The following is a 19,153-nucleotide window of genomic DNA, read 5'->3' as shown; positions in this document are numbered from 1 at the left end:
CAATTACAAAATGAGTACGAAGTTTACTGAATACAAAGGGCTTAACTTGCCAAATGTTGCAGATGAAATCCTAAATTACTGGAAAGAAAACAACATTTTTGAAAAAAGTATAACTACCCGTGATGAAAACAAACCGTTTATCTTTTTTGAAGGACCACCTTCAGCAAATGGTTTACCGGGTATTCACCACGCAATGGGACGTACCATTAAAGATATTTTTTGCCGTTATAAAACCTTAAAAGGTTTTCAAGTAAAACGTAAAGCAGGATGGGATACTCATGGTTTACCAGTTGAACTTGGTGTTGAAAAAGAATTAGGAATTACTAAAGAAGATATTGGTACCAAAATTACGGTAGAAGAATACAATATTGCTTGTAAAAAAGCAGTAATGAAATATACTGATATTTGGAACACACTTACCGAAAAAATGGGGTATTGGGTAGATATGGAAGATCCGTATGTTACTTATAAGCCAAAATATATGGAAACTGTTTGGTGGTTGTTAAAACAAATCTATAATAAAGATTTGATGTATAAAGGATATACAATACAACCATACTCACCAAAAGCAGGTACGGGTTTAAGTTCTCATGAAGTAAATCAACCAGGAGCATATCAAGATGTTACTGATACAACTGTCGTTGCTCAATTTAAAGCAATTACTGAAACTTTACCAAGTGTTTTTCAAAATGGAAATGATATTCATATTTTAGCTTGGACAACAACTCCTTGGACTTTACCAAGTAATACAGCATTAACTGTTGGCGCTAAGATAGATTATGTATTAGTAAAAACATTTAATCAATATACGTTTGAAGCTACACAAGTAATCTTAGGAAAGCCTTTAGTAGGAAAACAATTTGCAGGAAAGAAGTTTAAAGAAGTCGAAAACGAAGCAGATTTAGCAAATTATAAAGCTGAAGATAAACAGATACCTTATTGTATAGTTGCAGAATGTAAAGGAGCAGATTTAGTTGGTACTAAATACGAACAATTATTACCATATGTTTTACCATACGAAAATCCAGAAGAAGCTTTTAGAGTAATTTCAGGAGATTTTGTTACTACTGAAGATGGAACAGGTATTGTACATACTGCACCAACCTTTGGAGCTGATGATGCTATCGTTTGTAAAGACGCAGGTGTGCCACCAATGTTAGTTAAAGACGCAAATGATAATTTAGTTCCTTTAGTTGATTTGCAAGGTAAGTTTACTAAAGAAATGGGTGAGTTTGCAGGTAAATATGTGAAGAATGAATATTATGCAGATGGTGAAGCTCCAGAAAGATCGGTAGATGTAGAAATCGCGATTAAATTAAAAGAAGAAAATAAAGCCTTTAAGGTTGAGAAATATGTACACAGTTATCCACATTGTTGGAGAACTGACAAGCCTATCTTATATTACCCATTAGATTCTTGGTTTATTAAAGTAACAGACGTTAAAGAACGTATGCACTCTTTAAACGAAGAAATCAATTGGAAACCAGAAGCAACGGGTACAGGTCGTTTTGGTAACTGGTTAAAGAACGCAAATGATTGGAATTTATCACGTTCTCGTTTTTGGGGAATTCCGTTACCAGTATGGAGAACAGAAGATGGTAAGGAAACTAAAATAGTAGGTTCTGTAGCTGAATTAAAAGAAGAAATGGCATTGGCTGTTAAAGCTGGTGTAATGGCAGAAGATATTTTTGCTGATTTCGTATCAGGAGACATGTCTGATGAAAATTATGATACCGTAGATTTACATAAAAATGTAGTTGATAAAATTACCTTAGTGTCGGATTCTGGTGAGCCAATGCAACGTGAATCTGATTTAATTGATGTTTGGTTCGATTCAGGCTCTATGCCGTATGCACAATGGCATTATCCGTTTGAAAATAAAGAATTGGTAGAAGAAGGTTGGAAAACAGCCGATTTCATTGCAGAGGGAGTAGATCAAACACGTGGATGGTTTTATACATTACACGCTATTGCAACAATGGTTTTTGATGATAAAGCCTATAAAAATGTTGTGTCTAACGGATTGGTGTTAGATAAAAATGGTCAAAAAATGTCGAAACGTTTAGGTAACGGAGTTGATCCGTTTACAACGTTAGATAAATATGGTCCTGATGCTACACGTTGGTATATGATATCAAACGCAAACCCTTGGGATAATTTAAAGTTTGATTTAGATGGAATTACTGAAGTAAGTAGAAAATTCTTTGGTACACTTTATAATACCTATTCATTCTTTACTTTATATGCTAATTTAGATAAATTCACTTATAGTGAAGCTGAGGTGCCGTTAAACGAAAGACCAGAAATTGATCGTTGGGTTTTATCAGAATTAAATACATTGGTTCAAAAAGTAGATACATTCTATGCTGAATATGAACCAACAAAAGCAACGAGAGCAATATCTGATTTTGTACAAGATCATTTAAGTAACTGGTATGTTCGTTTATGTAGAAGACGTTTTTGGAAAGGAGAATATGAGCAAGATAAAATATCAGCATATCAAACATTATACACTTGTATGCTTACTGTAGCTAAATTAGCTTCACCAGTAGCACCTTTCTTTATGGATAGGTTGTATAAAGATTTAGTAAGTACCACTAATATTGAAAAATTTGAAAGTGTACACTTGGCTGAATTTCCAAAATACAATGTTGATTTAATAGATAAATCATTAGAACGTAAAATGGAGAATGCGCAGACAATATCTTCATTAGTTTTGTCGTTAAGAGCTAAAGAAAAGATTAAAGTACGTCAACCATTACAAAAGATAATGATTCCTGTATTAGATGCTACTCAAAAAGCAGCCATTTTAGCAGTTGCTGATTTGATAAAATCTGAGGTAAATGTTAAAGAAATAGAGTTGTTAGATGATGCATCTGGTATTTTAGTAAAACAAATCAAACCAAATTTTAAAGCTCTTGGGCCAAAGTTTGGTAAAGATATGAAGTTGATAGCGAATGAGATACAGAAATTCACTCAAGACGATATTATAAAAATTGAAAAAGAAGGTAGTATTTCTGTTGAGATTAATGATAAAATGATTAATTTAGAAACCACAGATGTAGAAATTTATTCTAAAGATATTGAAGGTTGGTTAGTTGCAAATGCAGCTGGTTTAACAGTCGCTTTAGATGTTACTATAAATGAAGAGTTACGTAAAGAAGGTGTTGCTAGAGAATTGATAAATAGAATTCAGAATGCACGTAAAGACACCGGTTTAGAAGTAACAGATAAAATAAAATTAACGGTTTTAAAAGTTGCAGACTTAGAAGAATCGGTAATTGCTAATGAAGATTATATAAAAGCAGAAACATTAACAAACGAGTTGGTTTTTGTTGATGATTTAAAAGATGGTACAGAAATCGAGTTTGATACCATAAAAAGTAGAATGTTAATTCAAAAAATGTAGCATTATGGATGATGTTAAAATAAGATACTCTGATAACGATTTACAAGAGTTTAAAGGAATTATTTTAAGTAAAATAGAACATTGCGAAGAAGATTTAAAACTATTACAAGACTCTTATAAGAATGGAGCTGGTAACGGTACTGAAGATACTTCTCCGACTTTTAAATCGTTTGATGGCGGTTCCGATGCGATGGCAAAAGAAGCAAATATGCAATTAGCTATACGTCAAGAAAAATTTATTCGTGATTTAAAAAATGCATTAATTCGTATTCAGAATAAAACTTACGGAGTATGTAGAGTTACAGGAAAATTAATTCAAAAGGAACGCTTAAAGTTAGTACCTCATGCAACATTAAGTATTGAAGCAAAACGTAAACAATAATATTTTGTATTACTATAATAATAGAAAAAAGCCTCTTTTAAGAGGCTTTTTTTGTTTTAAATTACAATTAATTACATTATTATTTACAAGTTTATTTCTTTTTTCTCAAGAAAAATTAATTAAAACGAGAGAAATTAAATTTAATGATATCGAAATAAATTCTGATGGATTGGATGATCTAGTTATAGAGAATTCTACAGATAATCAGATAACAATAATGTTGTTAGATGAACAACCTAATACCCATACTATTTTTTTTGATGATGAAATTAATGGGGTTTTAAAAGTAGGTTTTAAACTTAATTTTGATGTTTATAAAGAACAAATTTTTAGAAAATATATAACTAAAAGATTACAAAGAGCAAAGGCTATTATTAAAATACCAAAAAATAAGAATGTAATCATTTATGGAAAAACAATAGGAATAAACTCTAATAGTTATAAAGGAAATCTAAAAATTTATATTGACAAAGGTAACGTTAGATTAAATAAAGTAAACGGAAATACTTTAGTTACACTATTTTTAGGGAATGTTTACGGACAATTAAGAAAAAATAGTACTATAAATATTAAAACCAATAAAGGTGAAATAAGTATAAATAAAACTAAACATAAAGAGCATTTATATAAAATTCTTACTAAGAATGCGGTATCTAATTTTAATGTACGCTCTATAAATGCTAATGTTTTTTTAATTACAGAATAAAACCAATACTTTTCTTATTTTTGCTATCATTAAAATATAAAAATGTCTAAGAAAAATATAGCAATACTTACCGTAATTTTGGCAATTTTGATTGATCAAATTAGTAAAATATACGTTAAAACTCATTTTCAATTAGGAGAAGAAGTTATTGTTTTTAGTGATTGGTTTAAAATTCATTTCACAGAAAACAACGGTATGGCTTGGGGGTTTGAATTTGGAGGTAGAGCTGGTAAATTATTCTTAACATTATTTAGAGTTGTAGCAGTATCAGGTATTGTATACTGGCTATGGCAAACAATAAAAAGAGCAGCACATACAGCTGTTGTTATAGCAATAGGGTTAATTTTAGCAGGAGCAATAGGAAATATAATTGATTCTGTTTTCTATGGAGTTATTTTTGATAGTTCTTATCACAATGTAGCAACCTTGTTTTCTGATAAGCCTTATGGTGAGTTTTTTCATGGTAAAGTAGTAGATATGCTATATTTTCCAATGTATGAAGGAGAAAGTTTTACTTTTTTTAATGCAATTTTTAACGGAGCAGACTCTTGGATTAGTATAGGAGTTGTTTTATTGTTCTTGTTTAACAAGCAAGCATTTCCGAAGGAAGAAGAAGTGTAAATCTAATATTTTTCATTCAATATACTTTTTCTATATTTATAGAAAATAACACTATGCGATTCCTTAAGTATTTATCTATTTTTTTATTGGGCTTTTTAATTGCTAAGTTTTGGTATGATAAAACAGCGAAAAAACACCAACAAGAAGAAATTAAAGTAGTTTTAAACGGAGTTCAAAACTTAAGTAAATTAGTAGTTTCAGAAGGTAGTTTTTCTGAAATGTATAGTTTCTCTGACAGTAAAAAATATTTGTATGACTATATTTCTTTTGAAAAAAAAGCAATATTATCTGTTAATGCAAAAGTTGAAGTTGGTTATGATTTATCGAAGCTTGAAATTGAGGTAGATAGTATCGGTAGGCAAATAATTATCAATAAAATTCCGAAAGAAGAAGTTTTAATCTCTCCAGATATTAAATATTTCGATTTACAACAAAGTCAATTTAATACTTTTTCTAAATCAGAATTGAATAAGCTTAGTGATAAAGCTATAGAAAAGATAAAATCAACAATAACTGTATCAAACCTTCAAAAAGATGCTAAAATACGTTTATTCGAAGAGTTGTCTAAAATATATCAACTATCTAAAATATATAATTGGAAAGTTGTTGATAATACAAACTCAAACTTATTCGAGAATACTTTTATAAAAGATTAATTAGGTAATTTCTTACTTAATAATCCATAAATAAAAGCACCTAACATTGCACCGAATAGAACAACAATAATTGGAAATACGCTATGTCCAATCAAAACGAAAATAGGAGCAGGACATGCACCTGCTAAAGCCCAACCTAATCCAAAGATAGTTCCGCCAACAAGTGTTCTTATAAAACCTTTTTTCTTGTCTTTAACATTAATTTTATTACCTAGATAGTCTTTAATTGCGCCATTTTTAAATAAATACATAAATACCGTAGATATAGCTACTGCCGAACCTATAATTCCGTACATATGAAATGATTGAAATTTAAACATTTCATAAATTCTATACCATGAAATAGCTTCAGATTTTGTCATTATAATTCCGAACAAAACACCTATTATTAAAAATTTTATATTTTTCATCTTATCCGAAAATTAAAGGGAATACAACCCAAGTCATTACTAAACCACCTATAAAAAAACCAATTACTGCAATTAAAGATGGTAATTGTAAACTACTCAAGCCAGTAATAGCATGACCAGAAGTACATCCGCCAGCATATCGGGTTCCGAAACCAATTAAAATTCCTGCAATCAATAAAATAGAAAATCCTTTTAGAGTAAGCATACTTTCAATGCTAAAAATTTCATTAGGAACAAAAGAACTTCCTGCATTAGTAAAACCTAAATCTGCTAATTCTTGTACTGTTTTAGGATTTAAATCGATGTTAGTTGTTGCTGATAAATAATTAATAGCGATAAATCCACCAACGATTAATCCAAGTAAAAAAACTAGTGACCAGCTTCGTTCCTTCCAATCTTTTTTAAAGTAATCAGAAACTTTACCCGCGCCAGCAATAGTACACATAGTTTCTAAATTAGTTGATACTCCAAAACTTTTTCCGAAGTAAAAAAATAAGAAAAGTACGCCAGCTATTAGTGGGCCAGATATGTACCAGGGCCAAGGTTGTAATATGATATCCATTATAATGTGGTTTTAAGATATTGCATGATAGTTTTAGTTGCTCCAGTATTATCTGAAATATATTTTTGATTAGTACTTCCTAATTTTACTCTTAAATCACTACTGTTTTTTAAAGTGGTAAAGGTACTAGAAAAGTCTTCAATGTTTGCAACAGTTATAACACCCCTTAATGCAAGTAAATCTGTAGCTTCTTGAAATTTTTTGTACTTATTACCTCCAAAAACTATTGGAACACCAAAGGTTGCAGGTTCTAGTATGTTATGAAGTCCAGTTGCTAAACCACCCCCTACATAAGCAACATCAGCATAAGAGTAAATTTTGGTAAGTAACCCTATTGTGTCAATAATAAACACTTGGTGTTCTGATAAGTCTCCTAACTCTTTTTCAGAATATAGTATTGTTTTTTTATTGATAGATTTTTGTAATTCTTTTACTTGCTTTTCATTAATGTTATGAGGAGCTATGATAAATTTCTCATTTACTGATGCATGGTTATTAATGTAATTTACAAGTAATTTTTCATCTTCTTTCCAAGTACTTCCTGCAATAACTGTATAAGTGTTGTCCTTAAATTCAGATATAAAACTTAAATTATTATCTTGTTTTAAAATATCATAAACTCTGTCAAATCTTGTGTCGCCAGCAATAGTAGTATTTTCAAATCCAATAGATGAGAGTAGTTTTTTTGAAGCTTCATTTTGAACATAAAAATGATTAAAAGCATTTAACTTATTACGCATAAAAGCACCATACCATTTAAAAAAAGATTGTTTCTTTCTAAATATACCCGAAATAAGAATGGTATTAATTTGTTGTTTTTTTAGCTCTGATAAAAGATTAGGCCAAAATTCATATTTTATAATAATTGCTATATCAGGGTGTATTATGTTAACGAAATTTTTAACATTAGATTTAGTATCTAGTGGTAAATAGCAAATAACATCAGCTAAAGCATAATTTTTTCTTATCTCATAGCCTGAGGGAGAGAAGAAAGTTATTACAATTTTATGATTTTTATACTGCTCTTTTAGTTTTTCAATAATAGGTCTTCCTTGCTCAAATTCACCTAAAGAGGCAGCGTGAAACCATATAACTTTATCTGTTTTATGAATGTTATTTAGTTTCGTAAAAGTTTCTTTTCTTCCATTAACGAATAGCTTTATTTTTTTATTGAATAAGGCTAAAATAGGCAGAAGTATTGATGCCTTAAAAAGTAATAGATTGTAAAGGAAATTCATAATGCAAATTTAAGAAATAAAAAATGAGACTGTCTAGTAAATACTCACTAGATAATCTCATTATTTTCTATAGGTAAAAAATCAATAATTTTTAGTCAAGTGATTTAAGTAGTAAAGAACATTTAGAAATATATCCGTAATCAGATGATTTACTATTTTTAGCAGCCTTTAAACATTTTGTAGCACCTTGTTTAGCTATGTTTTTTTTTCCTAATTTTTGTGCTAGTTCAGCTTTGTAATAAGTGTACCAAAAAGCAGTTGGTCTTAAATTTTCAGCCTTATTAAACCATTTAAAAGCAGTATTTAGTTCTTTGTTTTTTAGATAATAATACTGTGCCGCATCAAAATATGTTTGTGCAGTTACGACTTCTTTAGAATTGATTATTTTTGTATTTATCTGCTCCTGAATTATTACATCTGAATTTACAATAACGGGCATAACTATTTTAGTGTTTTCCCAAGTAAGTATTAAATCAGCTCCATCAATAGTAAAGTTTTCAAAACTAATATTTAAAGTTTCTTTAGTGTCTTTAATTTTTTTTACTGGAATTGTAAATCTGATAAAGTCATTTTTTTTAGTATACCCTGCACTACCCCACAAATTGTTTTTTTTATGGATAATAATAGTCCATTTTTTCTTATTAGGTATTGAATACAACGCATAAGTTCCTGCCGGAATAATGTGATTTGCTATTACGATTTCTTTGTCTGTAGTTATTTTTGTTGAAGCGTTGGCTCCTGTGCGCCAAACTTTATTGTAAGGTATTAGAGAACCAAATATTTTTCTTCCTTGTTTATTTGGTTGCCCAAACTTTAAAGTAACATTAGCTAAACCTACTTTTTGTTTACTTATTTTGGTAGGACTTAAACTAGGTTTTTCTATCTGAGCTGTTAAGCTAATTGAAGATAGTATTATTAATAATAGAATAAAATGAATTCTCATGGATTATAATTTTTAATTATAATCTTTAGACGTTGTTTAAATTATAAATTACACAAAAAGATAATAAAAAAGAGTTAATGAAAATTCATTAACTCTTTTTGTTTTTATTTCATTTCAAAATCTTCCATGAATTTTGTGGTATAATTACCAGCAATATAATCAGGATGATCCATTAATTGTCTATGAAAAGGAATTGTTGTTTTAACACCTTCAATAACATACTCATCTAATGCACGTTTCATTTTATTAATTGCTTCTTCACGAGTTTGTGCAGTAACAATTAGTTTAGAAATCATTGAATCATAATTAGAAGGAATCATATAACCAGCATATACATGCGTATCTATACGAACTCCATGACCTCCAGGTGCGTGATATGATGTAATTCTACCTGGTGCAGGTCTAAATCCATTAAAAGGATCTTCAGCATTAATTCTACATTCAATAGAATGTAATTGCGGAAAATAATTTTTACCAGAAATAGGTACGCCAGCGGCAACTAAAACTTGTTCACGAATTAAGTCGTAATCAACTACTTCTTCGGTAATAGGGTGTTCTACTTGAATACGAGTATTCATCTCCATAAAGAAGAAGTTACGATGTTTGTCTACTAAAAATTCAACAGTACCAGCGCCTTCATATTTTATATATTCAGCAGCTTTTACAGCTGCATCTCCCATTCTATTACGTAAGTCATCTGTCATAAAAGGAGAAGGAGTTTCTTCTGTTAATTTTTGATGACGACGTTGAACAGAACAATCTCTTTCTGAAAGATGGCAAGCTTTTCCGTAAGAATCTCCAATAATTTGTATTTCGATATGACGAGGCTCTTCAATTAGCTTCTCCATATACATATCATCATTACCAAAGGCAGCTTTAGATTCTTGACGAGCAGAATCCCACGCATCTTTTAAATCTTCCGCTTTCCAAACAGCACGCATTCCTTTTCCACCACCACCAGCTGATGCTTTTAGCATTACAGGATAACCAGTTTCAATAGCTGTTTTCTCACAATCTGCGAAGTTCTCTATAACACCTTCGCTTCCAGGTACACAAGGTACACCGGCTTCTATCATAGTAGACTTAGCATTTGCTTTATCTCCCATACGATCAATCATCTTAGGGGAAGCTCCAATAAATTTGATATCATGCTCTTCACATAATTTAGAAAATTTAGCATTCTCTGATAAGAAACCATAACCAGGATGAATAGCATCTGCATTTGTAATCTCTGCAGCAGCAATAATACGATCCATTTTTAAGTAAGATTCACTACTTGGAGCGGGCCCAATGCAAACAGCTTCATCTGCAAACCTTACATGTAAACTTTCTGCATCTGCTTTAGAATATACAGCTACAGTTTTTATCCCCATCTCTTTACAGGTTCTAATTACGCGTAGCGCAATTTCACCTCTATTGGCAATTAATATCTTTTTAAACATACGTTCTAAAATTTAAAAACTCCAAATAAATTAAGCGGATGCTTTTGTTTTATTTGGAGTTATATGTTAATTAAGATGGATCTACTAAAAATAGTGGTTGATCAAATTCTACCGGAGAAGAATCATCTACTAATACTTTAACTATTTTACCTGAAATTTCAGATTCAATTTCGTTAAATAATTTCATTGCTTCAATAACACAAACAGTATCACCAATTTTTACTTCAGTACCAACTTCTGCGAAGTTTGGTTTTTCTGGAGCAGGCTTTCTATAAAAAGTTCCAATAATTGGAGAGTTTATTGTAATGTATTTAGAGTCTTCTTCAGTATTTGAAGTTTCTGTTGCGGGAGCAGCCTGAGTTATAGGTGCATGTGCAGCCATTTGGGGGGCTACAGCCATAGGGGCAGCAGTTTGAAAAATTGTAGTCTCAGGAGTTTCGCTTCCAGTTTTAATGGTGATTTTAATATCTTCCATTTCTAGCTTTACTTCACTTGCACCTGACTTTGCTACAAATTTTATAAGACTTTGAATTTCTTTAATATCCATATTCCTAATTTTAATTGTTTGGTTTTTTATGAATTGTATGCCCATTTTAAATAGATAGCTCCCCATGTGAAGCCTCCACCAAATGCAGCAAAAATTAAATTATCTCCTTTTTTCAATTGATTTTCGTAATCAGCAAGTAATAAAGGTAAAGTAGCAGATGTTGTGTTTCCGTACCTATGTATGTTCATCATTACTTTTTCACTTTCTACACCAACTCTATTTGCTGTAGCTTCAATGATTCTTTTATTTGCTTGATGAGGCACTAACCATTGAACATCGTCTTTAGTTAGGTTGTTTCTCGTTAACATTTTTTCAGAAACATCAGCCATATTAGAAACAGCGTATTTAAATACACTTTTTCCTTCTTGGTGAACAAAATGTTGTTTATTTTTTAATGTATCTTCCGATGCAGGTAGGATAGATCCACCAGCTTCAATTTTTAAGAATTCACGACCAATACCATCACTTCTTAAGTATTCATCTTGTAAACCAAGCCCTTCGTTATTTGGTTCAAATAAAGCTGCACCAGCTCCATCTCCAAAAATAATACAAGTAGCTCTGTCTGAATAATTAATAACTGAAGACATTTTATCTGCTCCAATTAATAATATTTTTTTATAACGACCGCTTTCTATATAACTAGCTGCAGTTGACATACCAAATAAGAAACTTGAACAAGCCGCTTGTAAATCGTAAGAAAAAGCATTTGTTGCACCTATTTGAGATGCTGTGTACGTTGCTGTTGAGGCAACAAGCATATCTGGTGTTGCTGTCGCAACAATTACCAAATCTATTTCTTTTGGATCGATATTTGATTTTTGGATTAAATCTTCAGCAGCTTTTATAGCCATAAAAGATGTACCAAGGCCTTTTCCTTTAAGAATCCTTCTTTCTTTTATTCCTGTTCTGCTGGTAATCCATTCGTCATTAGTATCTACTAGAGTTTCTAATTCTTTATTTGTTAAAATATAGTCTGGGACATATTTTCCCACTGCTGTTATTGCTGCAGTTGTTTTAGTCATAGTTGTTTGTTTTGTGATAAAACCAGTTGTCAAAAGTAATGAAAATTATTTCACCTTTTTAAAGAAAAAACATCAAAAAACTTAAATTTTACTATAAAAACACAAAAAAACCCTCAAAAAGAGGGTTTTTTTATTTTGTAAAAACTTAGTTTTAAGCTTCAACAGCTGCTGCACTTTCTAATACTACTTGACCTCTGTAGTATAATTTACCTTCATGCCAATGAGCTCTGTGGTATAAATGAGCTTCTCCAGTTGTAGGATCAACAGCTATTTGAGGTACAGAAGCCTTATAGTGAGTTCTTCTTTTATCTCTTCTAGTTTTCGATATTTTTCTCTTTGGATGTGCCATTTTATGTTTTATTTATCTGTTAGTAAATCCTTTAATTTATCCCATCTAGGGTCTGCTGACGTTTTTTCTTCAACAGTTTTTTCTTCGTTTATTCTTAATTCTTCTAATCTCTTTAAAGCTTCAGATTCCATAGTGCCATTTAAAACAGCAGGGTGGATTCTTTTACTAGGAACTGATAATACAATTAACTCATATATATATTGAGCTACATTCATTTGATATAATTCGTGTGGAAGTATCAAAATTTCATCATGTTCATCATTATATTCAGGTCCGAACTTAACAACTAAATCTAAAATACCATCAATTTCTAAATCGAATAGTTCGCCAGTACTATCACAAGGTACATTTACGGTACCCTTTGCAGAGAAAGAAAGTTCAAATAATGTACTTTTCTTTACAAAGTTAATACTAGCTTTTAGATTTGCATTATTAAATTCATCGAATTTAAATGCTTCAAAGAACGTGTTGTCAATTTGATATTCAAATAAATGACTGCCTTCTTTTAAACCTACAAAAGGTATATTGAATTCTTTTATGTCTTTCATCTAAGATCAATTTGAGCGTGCAAAGATATAAAAAATGTTTATAATTTTATATTTTACCTAAAAAAAAATACTATTTAACTTTTAAAGTGTTTTTTATAAGTTCTGTATTTTGTTTTCGGTTCTTAAATATTTGTAATGAGGCAAATAAAGCTTCTTTGAATGACGAAGGGTTGGCTTCGTTTTTACCTGCAATATTAAAACCAGTTCCGTGATCAGGAGAGGTTCTTATTTTACTTAAACCTGCAGTGAAATTTACACCATTACCAAATGATAATGCTTTAAAAGGAGCTAAACCTTGATCATGATACATCGCTAAAACACCATCAAACTGTTTGTAAGTTTCTGAACCAAAAAAACCATCAGCAGCATAAGGACCAAAAACTAATTTGCCTGATTCTTTAATTTCTGTTATTGTCGGACGAACAATTTCATCATCTTCTTTACCTATAATTCCGTTATCTCCACAATGGGGGTTTAATCCTAGTATTGCTATTTTAGGTTTATTAATGCTAAAATCTTGTTTTAAAGAAGTATGCATCGTTTCAACTTTTTCCTTTATAAGTTCAGGAGTAATGGTTTCTGCTATTTTCGAAACAGGTATGTGTCCTGTAATTAAGCCAATACGTAATTTATCAGCCATTAATATCATTAAACTTTTACCGCCTAATTTTTCTTCTAAATATTCAGTATGCCCAGGGAAATTAAATTTTTCTGACTGAATATTTTCTTTACTTATAGGAGCGGTAAGTAAAATATCAATATGATTGCTTTTTAAAGCATTTGTTGCTGCTTCAAGTGATTTGTGTGCGAATTCACCACCTATATCTGTAACTTTACCTATTGTTATCTTAACTTCTTCTTTCCAAGAGTTCATTAAGTTAATTTTTTCGTGTGCAATTTTATCAATTAAATTAATACCATGAATGTTATTGTTTAATTTCAAGATTTTCTTGTGATAAGAAATTAATCTATTTGAAGCAAATATTACAGGAGTGCAAAACTCTAGCATACGCTTGTCTTCAAAAGTTTTTAGAATAATTTCAATACCAATTCCATTTATATCTCCAACTGAAATTCCAACAATAATTTTGTTTGTATGCTCCATAGTTACTTTCGTAGGTAAAGTTGTATTTTTGATGTAAACAAAAGTAACTAAAATTTAGAGAATGTTTACTGGAATAATTGAAACTGTTGGAATTGTACAAAGAGTAACAAAAGAACAGGAGAACTTACATATAACTGTTCAGAGTAATATAACTAATGAGTTGAAGATAGATCAGAGTGTAGCGCATAATGGTGTATGTTTAACTGTTGTTAATATTGTTAATGATGAATATACAGTTACAGCGATAAAAGAAACGCTTGATAAAACTAATATTGGTGATTTAAATTTAGGACACGAAGTAAATCTTGAAAGAGCAATGAAATTAGGTGCTCGCTTAGATGGTCATATTGTGCAAGGACACGTTGATAGAGTAGGTATTTGTAAGAGTATTAAAGATGAAGGCGGAAGTACTGTTTTTACTTTTTCTTATGATTTCGAAGATGGTAGTATAACAATTGAAAAGGGATCGATTACTGTTAACGGTGTAAGTTTAACTGTTGTAAATTCAAAAAAAGATGAATTTAGTGTTGCGATAATTCCATATACGTTAGCACATACTACTTTTAAAAACTTTAAAGTAGGAAGTAGAATTAATCTTGAATTTGACGTGATTGGTAAATATGTTGCGCGATTAACTCAGTTAAAATAAACAGATTATTTTAAATATTTGAATAAGAAGAAACGCTAATTTTAGCGCTTTTTTTGTTCTATAGCTGCTTATTACTATTGTTGTTTTAATATAGAGGGGTTTACTGTTAATAGGTAATGATAAATGTCATAAAAATATACAAGGTATAATTATACCTTTAAAGTCATAGCTCTAAGAATAAGTTTTTAGAGGTAAAAGACTAATTTTAAATATATTATTATGAGCGTGTTTCTAAGGTATACATTACTACTAATCTTAGTAGTAATTCTTAATAGTTGTACAACAACTCAGTTGGTCCAGCAATGGAAAAACCCAGAAATAGATACTTTAACAATGTCAAAGGTATTAATTATTGGGATGACTCCTAATATTGAAGTTAGAGATCAATTTGAAAAATTATTAAAAAAGGAATTTGAGTTACGAGGTGTTGATGCTGTAGTTAGTTTGGATATTTTTGAGCCGGATCTTACAACAGAGAAAAAAACGAAGAAAGAATTAAAGGTGATAGAAAATATTCTGACAGCTAATTTTTTTGATGCTGTACTTTTTACGAAAGTGATAGGAGTAGAGGATAGAGAAGTTTTTTTAGAGAAATATAAAGAGAAAAAATACCTGGACGTTAAATTTAAAGAAGATTATTATAATCATCAAGATATTTTAGAAGATTCAAGGTATTATAAAAAATATAAAATTTATAATGCAGAGTCATCTTTGTATTGTATTTGTCCTACAAAAGATAGAGAGTTAATTTGGAAAGGGTATATTGATGTTGTAAACCCTACTTCCTTGGAAGAAACGGTAAATGATTATGTGAATTTATTAATATTAGTGTTAGAAAAACAAAGCTTGCTAGAAAAAAAATAATGTTTTTTGAACTGAATGTATTTCGTGAAACTTGATGCTTAAATGTGATTTTTTTTTTGAATATGTACTAAAACAGAAATAGCTGTTTCAAAAATTAAATTAAGGTTAGGATTAATCTTCTAATAAATCTAATGCGGTAGTAATTTTACTTTTAAAGATATGAACAAGAGCTTTGTTTCCTTCGATTGCTTGAGATAAGTCTAGTCCGTTTTTTTTATTAAAAACTTAATTAAGATGAAAGTTAATTACAATACCTTTATCAATTTCAGAAATAATAATATCGAAAAGTAGGATTTTGAAAATAAATTTCTACTTTTTTAGTGAACTTGTAAAAATAAATAAAAGGAGTATATCTATCGTTCCTTCAATTAAAATTGATTTACCAAATAATTCACCTTACTAATGAGTACATGGTCTCAATTTAAATTCTAATTCCTCATATTTCCAACAGGAATTGCTACGTCTAAAAAAGAAACCTGACCAGAGATAGTAAATCAATTTGAAAAGGACCTTCTAATTCTATTTCATCTTCAAAATCTAATTTGCCATCATCATCCCAGTTTTCATTCTTTTCTATTTGTTCTTCTATATCAAGTTCTAGTTCATACTCCTTTGAATTTAAGAGAAATTTGTTAATTGCATTATCTTGTTTATTATGAGATTCTTAATTTTAATGGTTGTCTGGTTGAATATTTTTTTGTTGTAGGATGTTAGTGTTTTAAGAGGTTTTAACACTAAGCTACATTTTAGTCTTATTTGTATGCTGTTTAGCGTCTTTTTAAATTCCAATTACGTCATTTTTTTTATGAAGCACAATATATTTTTGCAACATATAAATTATTAAGACTAAATAAAAATAATGATCATTAAAGAAAGTCCCTCACTAAAAGAATTGTCATTAAATAACCATTTGTTTAATGATGAGTCAGTTAAAACGTATGAAGAGTACACATTAAAAACACTCACTTATATTCAAAAATTTTTATCCAATAGAAAGTTTTATAAAGGTGATGAGTTAGTAGAAATACAAAATGATAAACTCAATGCAAAGCTAGATAATATTGAAGAAGTACATTCTTTAGATGATGCTTTAGAGCAGTTAAATGATTTGTATATAAAGAAATCAATTGCTTTTCATAACCCAAATTATGTAGCTCATTTAAATTGCCCAATAACATTACCATCAATTGTTGCAGAAATGATAGCTACTACTATTAATACAGCGGTAGAAACATGGGATCAAAGTACTTCGGCAACTTTTATAGAGGAAGAAGTTATTCGTTGGATTTGTAATGCTTTTGAATTCCCTGAAAATTCAGATGGCGTGTTTACGAGTGGAGGAACACAATCTAATTTTATGGCATTGTTAATGGCGCGTGACGATTATGCATTTGAAAATTTTGGAATCAATATTAAACAGAATGGCTGGTCTGATGAGATAAGTAAATTTCGAATATTTTGTTCGGAAAAAGCTCATTTTAGTATCCAAAAAAATGCTGCTTTGTTAGGGATGGGGTATGATGCTGTAATTCCTGTAAAAGCAGATGCTAAAATGCGAATGGATGTTAATGAATTAGTCTTAGCTATTGAAAAAACAAAGCAAGAAGGTAATATTCCTATTGCTGTTGTAGCTACGATGGGTACAACAGATTTTGGTAGTTTCGATCCATTAGAAATTATAGGAGATATCGCTAAAGAACATAAAATGTGGTTACACATTGATGGAGCATACGGTGGATGTTATGTACTTACAGATACTCATAAACACTATTTTAAAGGATCGGAAAAAGCGGATTCAATTACCATAGATTTTCATAAAACATTATTTCAACCGGTAAGTTGTAGTGCTTTTTTGGCTAAGAATAAAGAGCATTTTAAATATGTGTCTTATTATGCCGATTATTTAAATCCTCTTGAAAATAAAGATCAACAACGTCCTAATTTAATAGAAAAATCAATTCAAACTACCCGAAGGTTTGATGCCCTAAAAGTTTGGTTAACTCTTAAAACATTAGGAACGAAAACAATAGCGTCTTACTTAGAAGAAGTACATAATTTAACTAAGCGTGTGTATGAGAAAATGAGTATTAACCCAAATTTTGAATTGGCACACGTACCAGAATTAAGTACCGTTGTTTTTAGATATAAAAACTCACAGGCAGCACACGAACCTACTCATGATATGGTAAACTTACATATTAAAAACACCTTATTTGCAGCAGGAAAAGCGTCGATAGCTAGCACAAAGTTAAATGGTAGTATTTATTTAAAATTCACATTATTAAATCCAAAGAATACCATAAATAATCTTCAGAATATTATTGAAATGATAGAAGAAACAGGGAAGAAATTTCAACCTAAAACCGAATTATTATAATGCAAAACGCAATCGCAGATTTTATAGCAATAGGAGTTGGACCTTTTAATTTAGGTTTAGCATGTTTAACAGAGCCAATTGAAGGTGTAAATGGTATTTTTTTAGATAGAAAAGAAAAGTTTGACTGGCACCCAGGTATGTTGTTAGAAGATACAACATTACAGGTTCCTTTTATGGCAGATTTGGTAACGCTTGCAGATCCAACCAATCCTTTTAGTTTTTTAAATTATATAAAAGGGCAAGGAAGAATATATTCATTTTATATACGCGAAAACTTTTTGCTATTACGTAATGAATACAATAAATATTGTCAATGGGCAATTAGTAAATTACCTAATATTCATTTTAATACAAATGTTACAAATATTAATTATGATGAAAACAAAGGAGTTTACATTGTAACAAGTATTTGTACTAAAACAGATGAGCTTAAAATATATAAAGCAAAAAAGTTGGTCTTAGGAACAGGTACGCAGCCTTATATTCCTGAGTGTAGTAAAAAGTTAAAAGGAAAAGCAATACACTCATCAAAGTACTTAAGTTATAAGGAGAGTTTACAAGAAAAAAAGAAAATTACCATTTTAGGAAGTGGGCAAAGTGCTGCTGAAATATTTTTTGATTTATTACAAGAAATTGACACTAAAGGATATGAATTAAATTGGATTACACGTTCTCCACGTTTTTTTCCTTTAGAATATTCTAAGTTAACTTTAGAAATGACCTCACCAGAATACGTAGATTACTTTTACAATTTACCATCTCAAAAAAGAGACGACCTTATTAAAAATCAAAAGCATTTATACAAAGGTGTAAATCAAGATTTAATAGGGGCAATTCATGATACATTGTATGCTAAAAGAGTAGTGGCAACCGAACCTTTAAAAGTTTCGTTACGTACAAATACTGAGTTAAAAGAAACTGAGTTAAAAGAAGATTCAATTAGTTTAGAGTTACATCAGGTAGAGCAAGATAAATACTTTAAACATGAAACAGAAGGTTTGGTATTGGCTACAGGTTATGGTTATTATTTACCAGAATTTATTGAAGGTATTTCAAAAAGAATTCAATGGGATGATAAAAGCCGTTTTGATGTAAATAGAAACTACAGTATTGATAAAAATAAGAATGAAATTTTTGTGCAAAATGCAGAGTTGCATACACATGGTTTTGTAACTCCAGATTTAGGAATGGTTGCTTATAGAAATTCTTATATAATTAAAGAAATAACAGGAGTAGAGCATTATCCTATCGAGCAAAAAATAGCATTTCAACAGTTTGATGTTTCACAAGATGAGGAAATTAAATTAAATGTTTTAGTATAAG

General features: G+C 30.0%; 19 protein-coding genes. 9 read left to right on the top strand and 10 right to left on the bottom strand.

Features of this window, described 5'->3' with window-relative positions; genetic code table 11:
* The first annotated feature begins 10 nt into the window (after positions 1–10).
* From ileS to CXF68_RS02150, 5 genes are read left to right on the top strand one after another with little or no spacing between them, the layout of a single operon-like run.
* Positions 11–3,409 carry an isoleucine--tRNA ligase gene (gene ileS, locus CXF68_RS02170; protein ID WP_101042718.1) on the top strand — a complete coding sequence of 1,133 codons (3,399 nt, stop codon included), beginning with the start codon at positions 11–13 and terminating at the stop codon, positions 3,407–3,409.
* A 4-nt stretch (positions 3,410–3,413) separates the two neighbouring features.
* Positions 3,414–3,791, top strand: a complete 378-nt coding sequence (locus CXF68_RS02165; RefSeq protein WP_101042717.1) for a TraR/DksA C4-type zinc finger protein — start codon at positions 3,414–3,416, stop codon at positions 3,789–3,791.
* Positions 3,769–4,497, top strand: a complete 729-nt coding sequence (locus tag CXF68_RS02160) for a hypothetical protein (protein ID WP_101042716.1) — start codon at positions 3,769–3,771, stop codon at positions 4,495–4,497. Before CXF68_RS02165 ends, CXF68_RS02160 begins: the two co-directional genes overlap by 23 nt.
* 42 nt (positions 4,498–4,539) lie before the next feature.
* Positions 4,540–5,118 carry a lipoprotein signal peptidase gene (locus tag CXF68_RS02155; RefSeq protein WP_101042715.1) on the top strand — a complete coding sequence of 193 codons (579 nt, stop codon included), beginning with the start codon at positions 4,540–4,542 and terminating at the stop codon, positions 5,116–5,118.
* Positions 5,119–5,171: 53 nt separating this feature from the next.
* Positions 5,172–5,774: a DUF4230 domain-containing protein gene (locus CXF68_RS02150; RefSeq protein ID WP_101042714.1), complete on the top strand. Its 603-nt coding sequence runs from the start codon at positions 5,172–5,174 to the stop codon at positions 5,772–5,774.
* On the opposite strand, the gene CXF68_RS02145 is transcribed toward CXF68_RS02150, so the two are convergent.
* The 10 genes from CXF68_RS02145 to pdxA form a co-directional block, all read right to left on the bottom strand.
* Positions 5,771–6,184 (bottom strand): DUF6691 family protein, encoded by a 414-nt coding sequence (locus tag CXF68_RS02145; protein WP_101042713.1) that lies wholly within the window; start codon positions 6,182–6,184, stop codon positions 5,771–5,773. The two genes, CXF68_RS02150 and CXF68_RS02145, sit on opposite strands and share 4 nt — an antisense overlap.
* A gap of 1 nt (position 6,185) precedes the next feature.
* Positions 6,186–6,746 carry a YeeE/YedE family protein gene (locus CXF68_RS02140; protein WP_101042712.1) on the bottom strand — a complete coding sequence of 187 codons (561 nt, stop codon included), beginning with the start codon at positions 6,744–6,746 and terminating at the stop codon, positions 6,186–6,188.
* The gene (locus CXF68_RS02135) at positions 6,746–7,984 is read right to left on the bottom strand and encodes a 3-deoxy-D-manno-octulosonic acid transferase (protein WP_101042711.1); all 1,239 of its coding nucleotides are present in this window, start codon (positions 7,982–7,984) and stop codon (positions 6,746–6,748) included. The genes CXF68_RS02140 and CXF68_RS02135 overlap by 1 nt, the downstream gene beginning before the upstream one ends.
* Positions 7,985–8,075: 91 nt before the next feature.
* Complete coding sequence (locus CXF68_RS02130) at positions 8,076–8,927, bottom strand: DUF2911 domain-containing protein (RefSeq protein WP_101042710.1); 852 nt, start codon at positions 8,925–8,927, stop codon at positions 8,076–8,078.
* A gap of 104 nt (positions 8,928–9,031) precedes the next feature.
* A complete protein-coding gene (gene accC, locus CXF68_RS02125) occupies positions 9,032–10,369 on the bottom strand; it encodes an acetyl-CoA carboxylase biotin carboxylase subunit (RefSeq protein WP_101042709.1) in 1,338 nt (445 codons plus the stop codon).
* Positions 10,370–10,439: 70 nt separating this feature from the next.
* Positions 10,440–10,916, bottom strand: coding sequence for an acetyl-CoA carboxylase biotin carboxyl carrier protein (accB, locus tag CXF68_RS02120; RefSeq protein ID WP_101047298.1), 477 nt, complete (start codon positions 10,914–10,916; stop codon positions 10,440–10,442).
* Positions 10,917–10,942: 26 nt separating this feature from the next.
* A complete protein-coding gene (locus CXF68_RS02115) occupies positions 10,943–11,938 on the bottom strand; it encodes a beta-ketoacyl-ACP synthase III (RefSeq protein ID WP_101042708.1) in 996 nt (331 codons plus the stop codon).
* 151 nt (positions 11,939–12,089) lie between these two features.
* The gene (gene rpmF / locus CXF68_RS02110; protein WP_101042707.1) at positions 12,090–12,287 is read right to left on the bottom strand and encodes a 50S ribosomal protein L32; all 198 of its coding nucleotides are present in this window, start codon (positions 12,285–12,287) and stop codon (positions 12,090–12,092) included.
* An 8-nt stretch (positions 12,288–12,295) separates the two neighbouring features.
* Positions 12,296–12,835, bottom strand: coding sequence for a DUF177 domain-containing protein (locus CXF68_RS02105; RefSeq protein WP_101042706.1), 540 nt, complete (start codon positions 12,833–12,835; stop codon positions 12,296–12,298).
* A 70-nt stretch (positions 12,836–12,905) separates the two neighbouring features.
* A complete protein-coding gene (gene pdxA / locus CXF68_RS02100; RefSeq protein ID WP_101042705.1) occupies positions 12,906–13,940 on the bottom strand; it encodes a 4-hydroxythreonine-4-phosphate dehydrogenase PdxA in 1,035 nt (344 codons plus the stop codon).
* Between the two features lie 61 nt (positions 13,941–14,001).
* On the opposite strand from pdxA, the gene CXF68_RS02095 reads away from it, so the two are divergent.
* From CXF68_RS02095 to CXF68_RS02080, 4 genes are all read left to right on the top strand, one after another.
* Positions 14,002–14,589, top strand: a complete 588-nt coding sequence (locus CXF68_RS02095) for a riboflavin synthase (protein ID WP_101042704.1) — start codon at positions 14,002–14,004, stop codon at positions 14,587–14,589.
* 219 nt (positions 14,590–14,808) lie between these two features.
* Positions 14,809–15,453, top strand: a complete 645-nt coding sequence (locus tag CXF68_RS02090) for a hypothetical protein (protein ID WP_157821834.1) — start codon at positions 14,809–14,811, stop codon at positions 15,451–15,453.
* A gap of 859 nt (positions 15,454–16,312) precedes the next feature.
* A complete protein-coding gene (locus tag CXF68_RS02085) occupies positions 16,313–17,830 on the top strand; it encodes an aspartate aminotransferase family protein (protein WP_101042702.1) in 1,518 nt (505 codons plus the stop codon).
* On the top strand, positions 17,830–19,152 hold the full coding sequence (locus CXF68_RS02080; RefSeq protein WP_198553742.1) for a lysine N(6)-hydroxylase/L-ornithine N(5)-oxygenase family protein: 1,323 nt from the start codon (positions 17,830–17,832) through the stop codon (positions 19,150–19,152). Before CXF68_RS02085 ends, CXF68_RS02080 begins: the two co-directional genes overlap by 1 nt.
* Position 19,153: the final 1 nt, after the last annotated feature.

It is taken from the genome of Tenacibaculum sp. Bg11-29, from assembly GCF_002836595.1.
In the GTDB taxonomy this organism is placed as follows: Bacteria; Bacteroidota; Bacteroidia; order Flavobacteriales; family Flavobacteriaceae; genus Polaribacter.
Note: the sequence above shows the minus strand (reverse complement) of the source record. Positions and strands in the feature narration are given on the sequence as shown.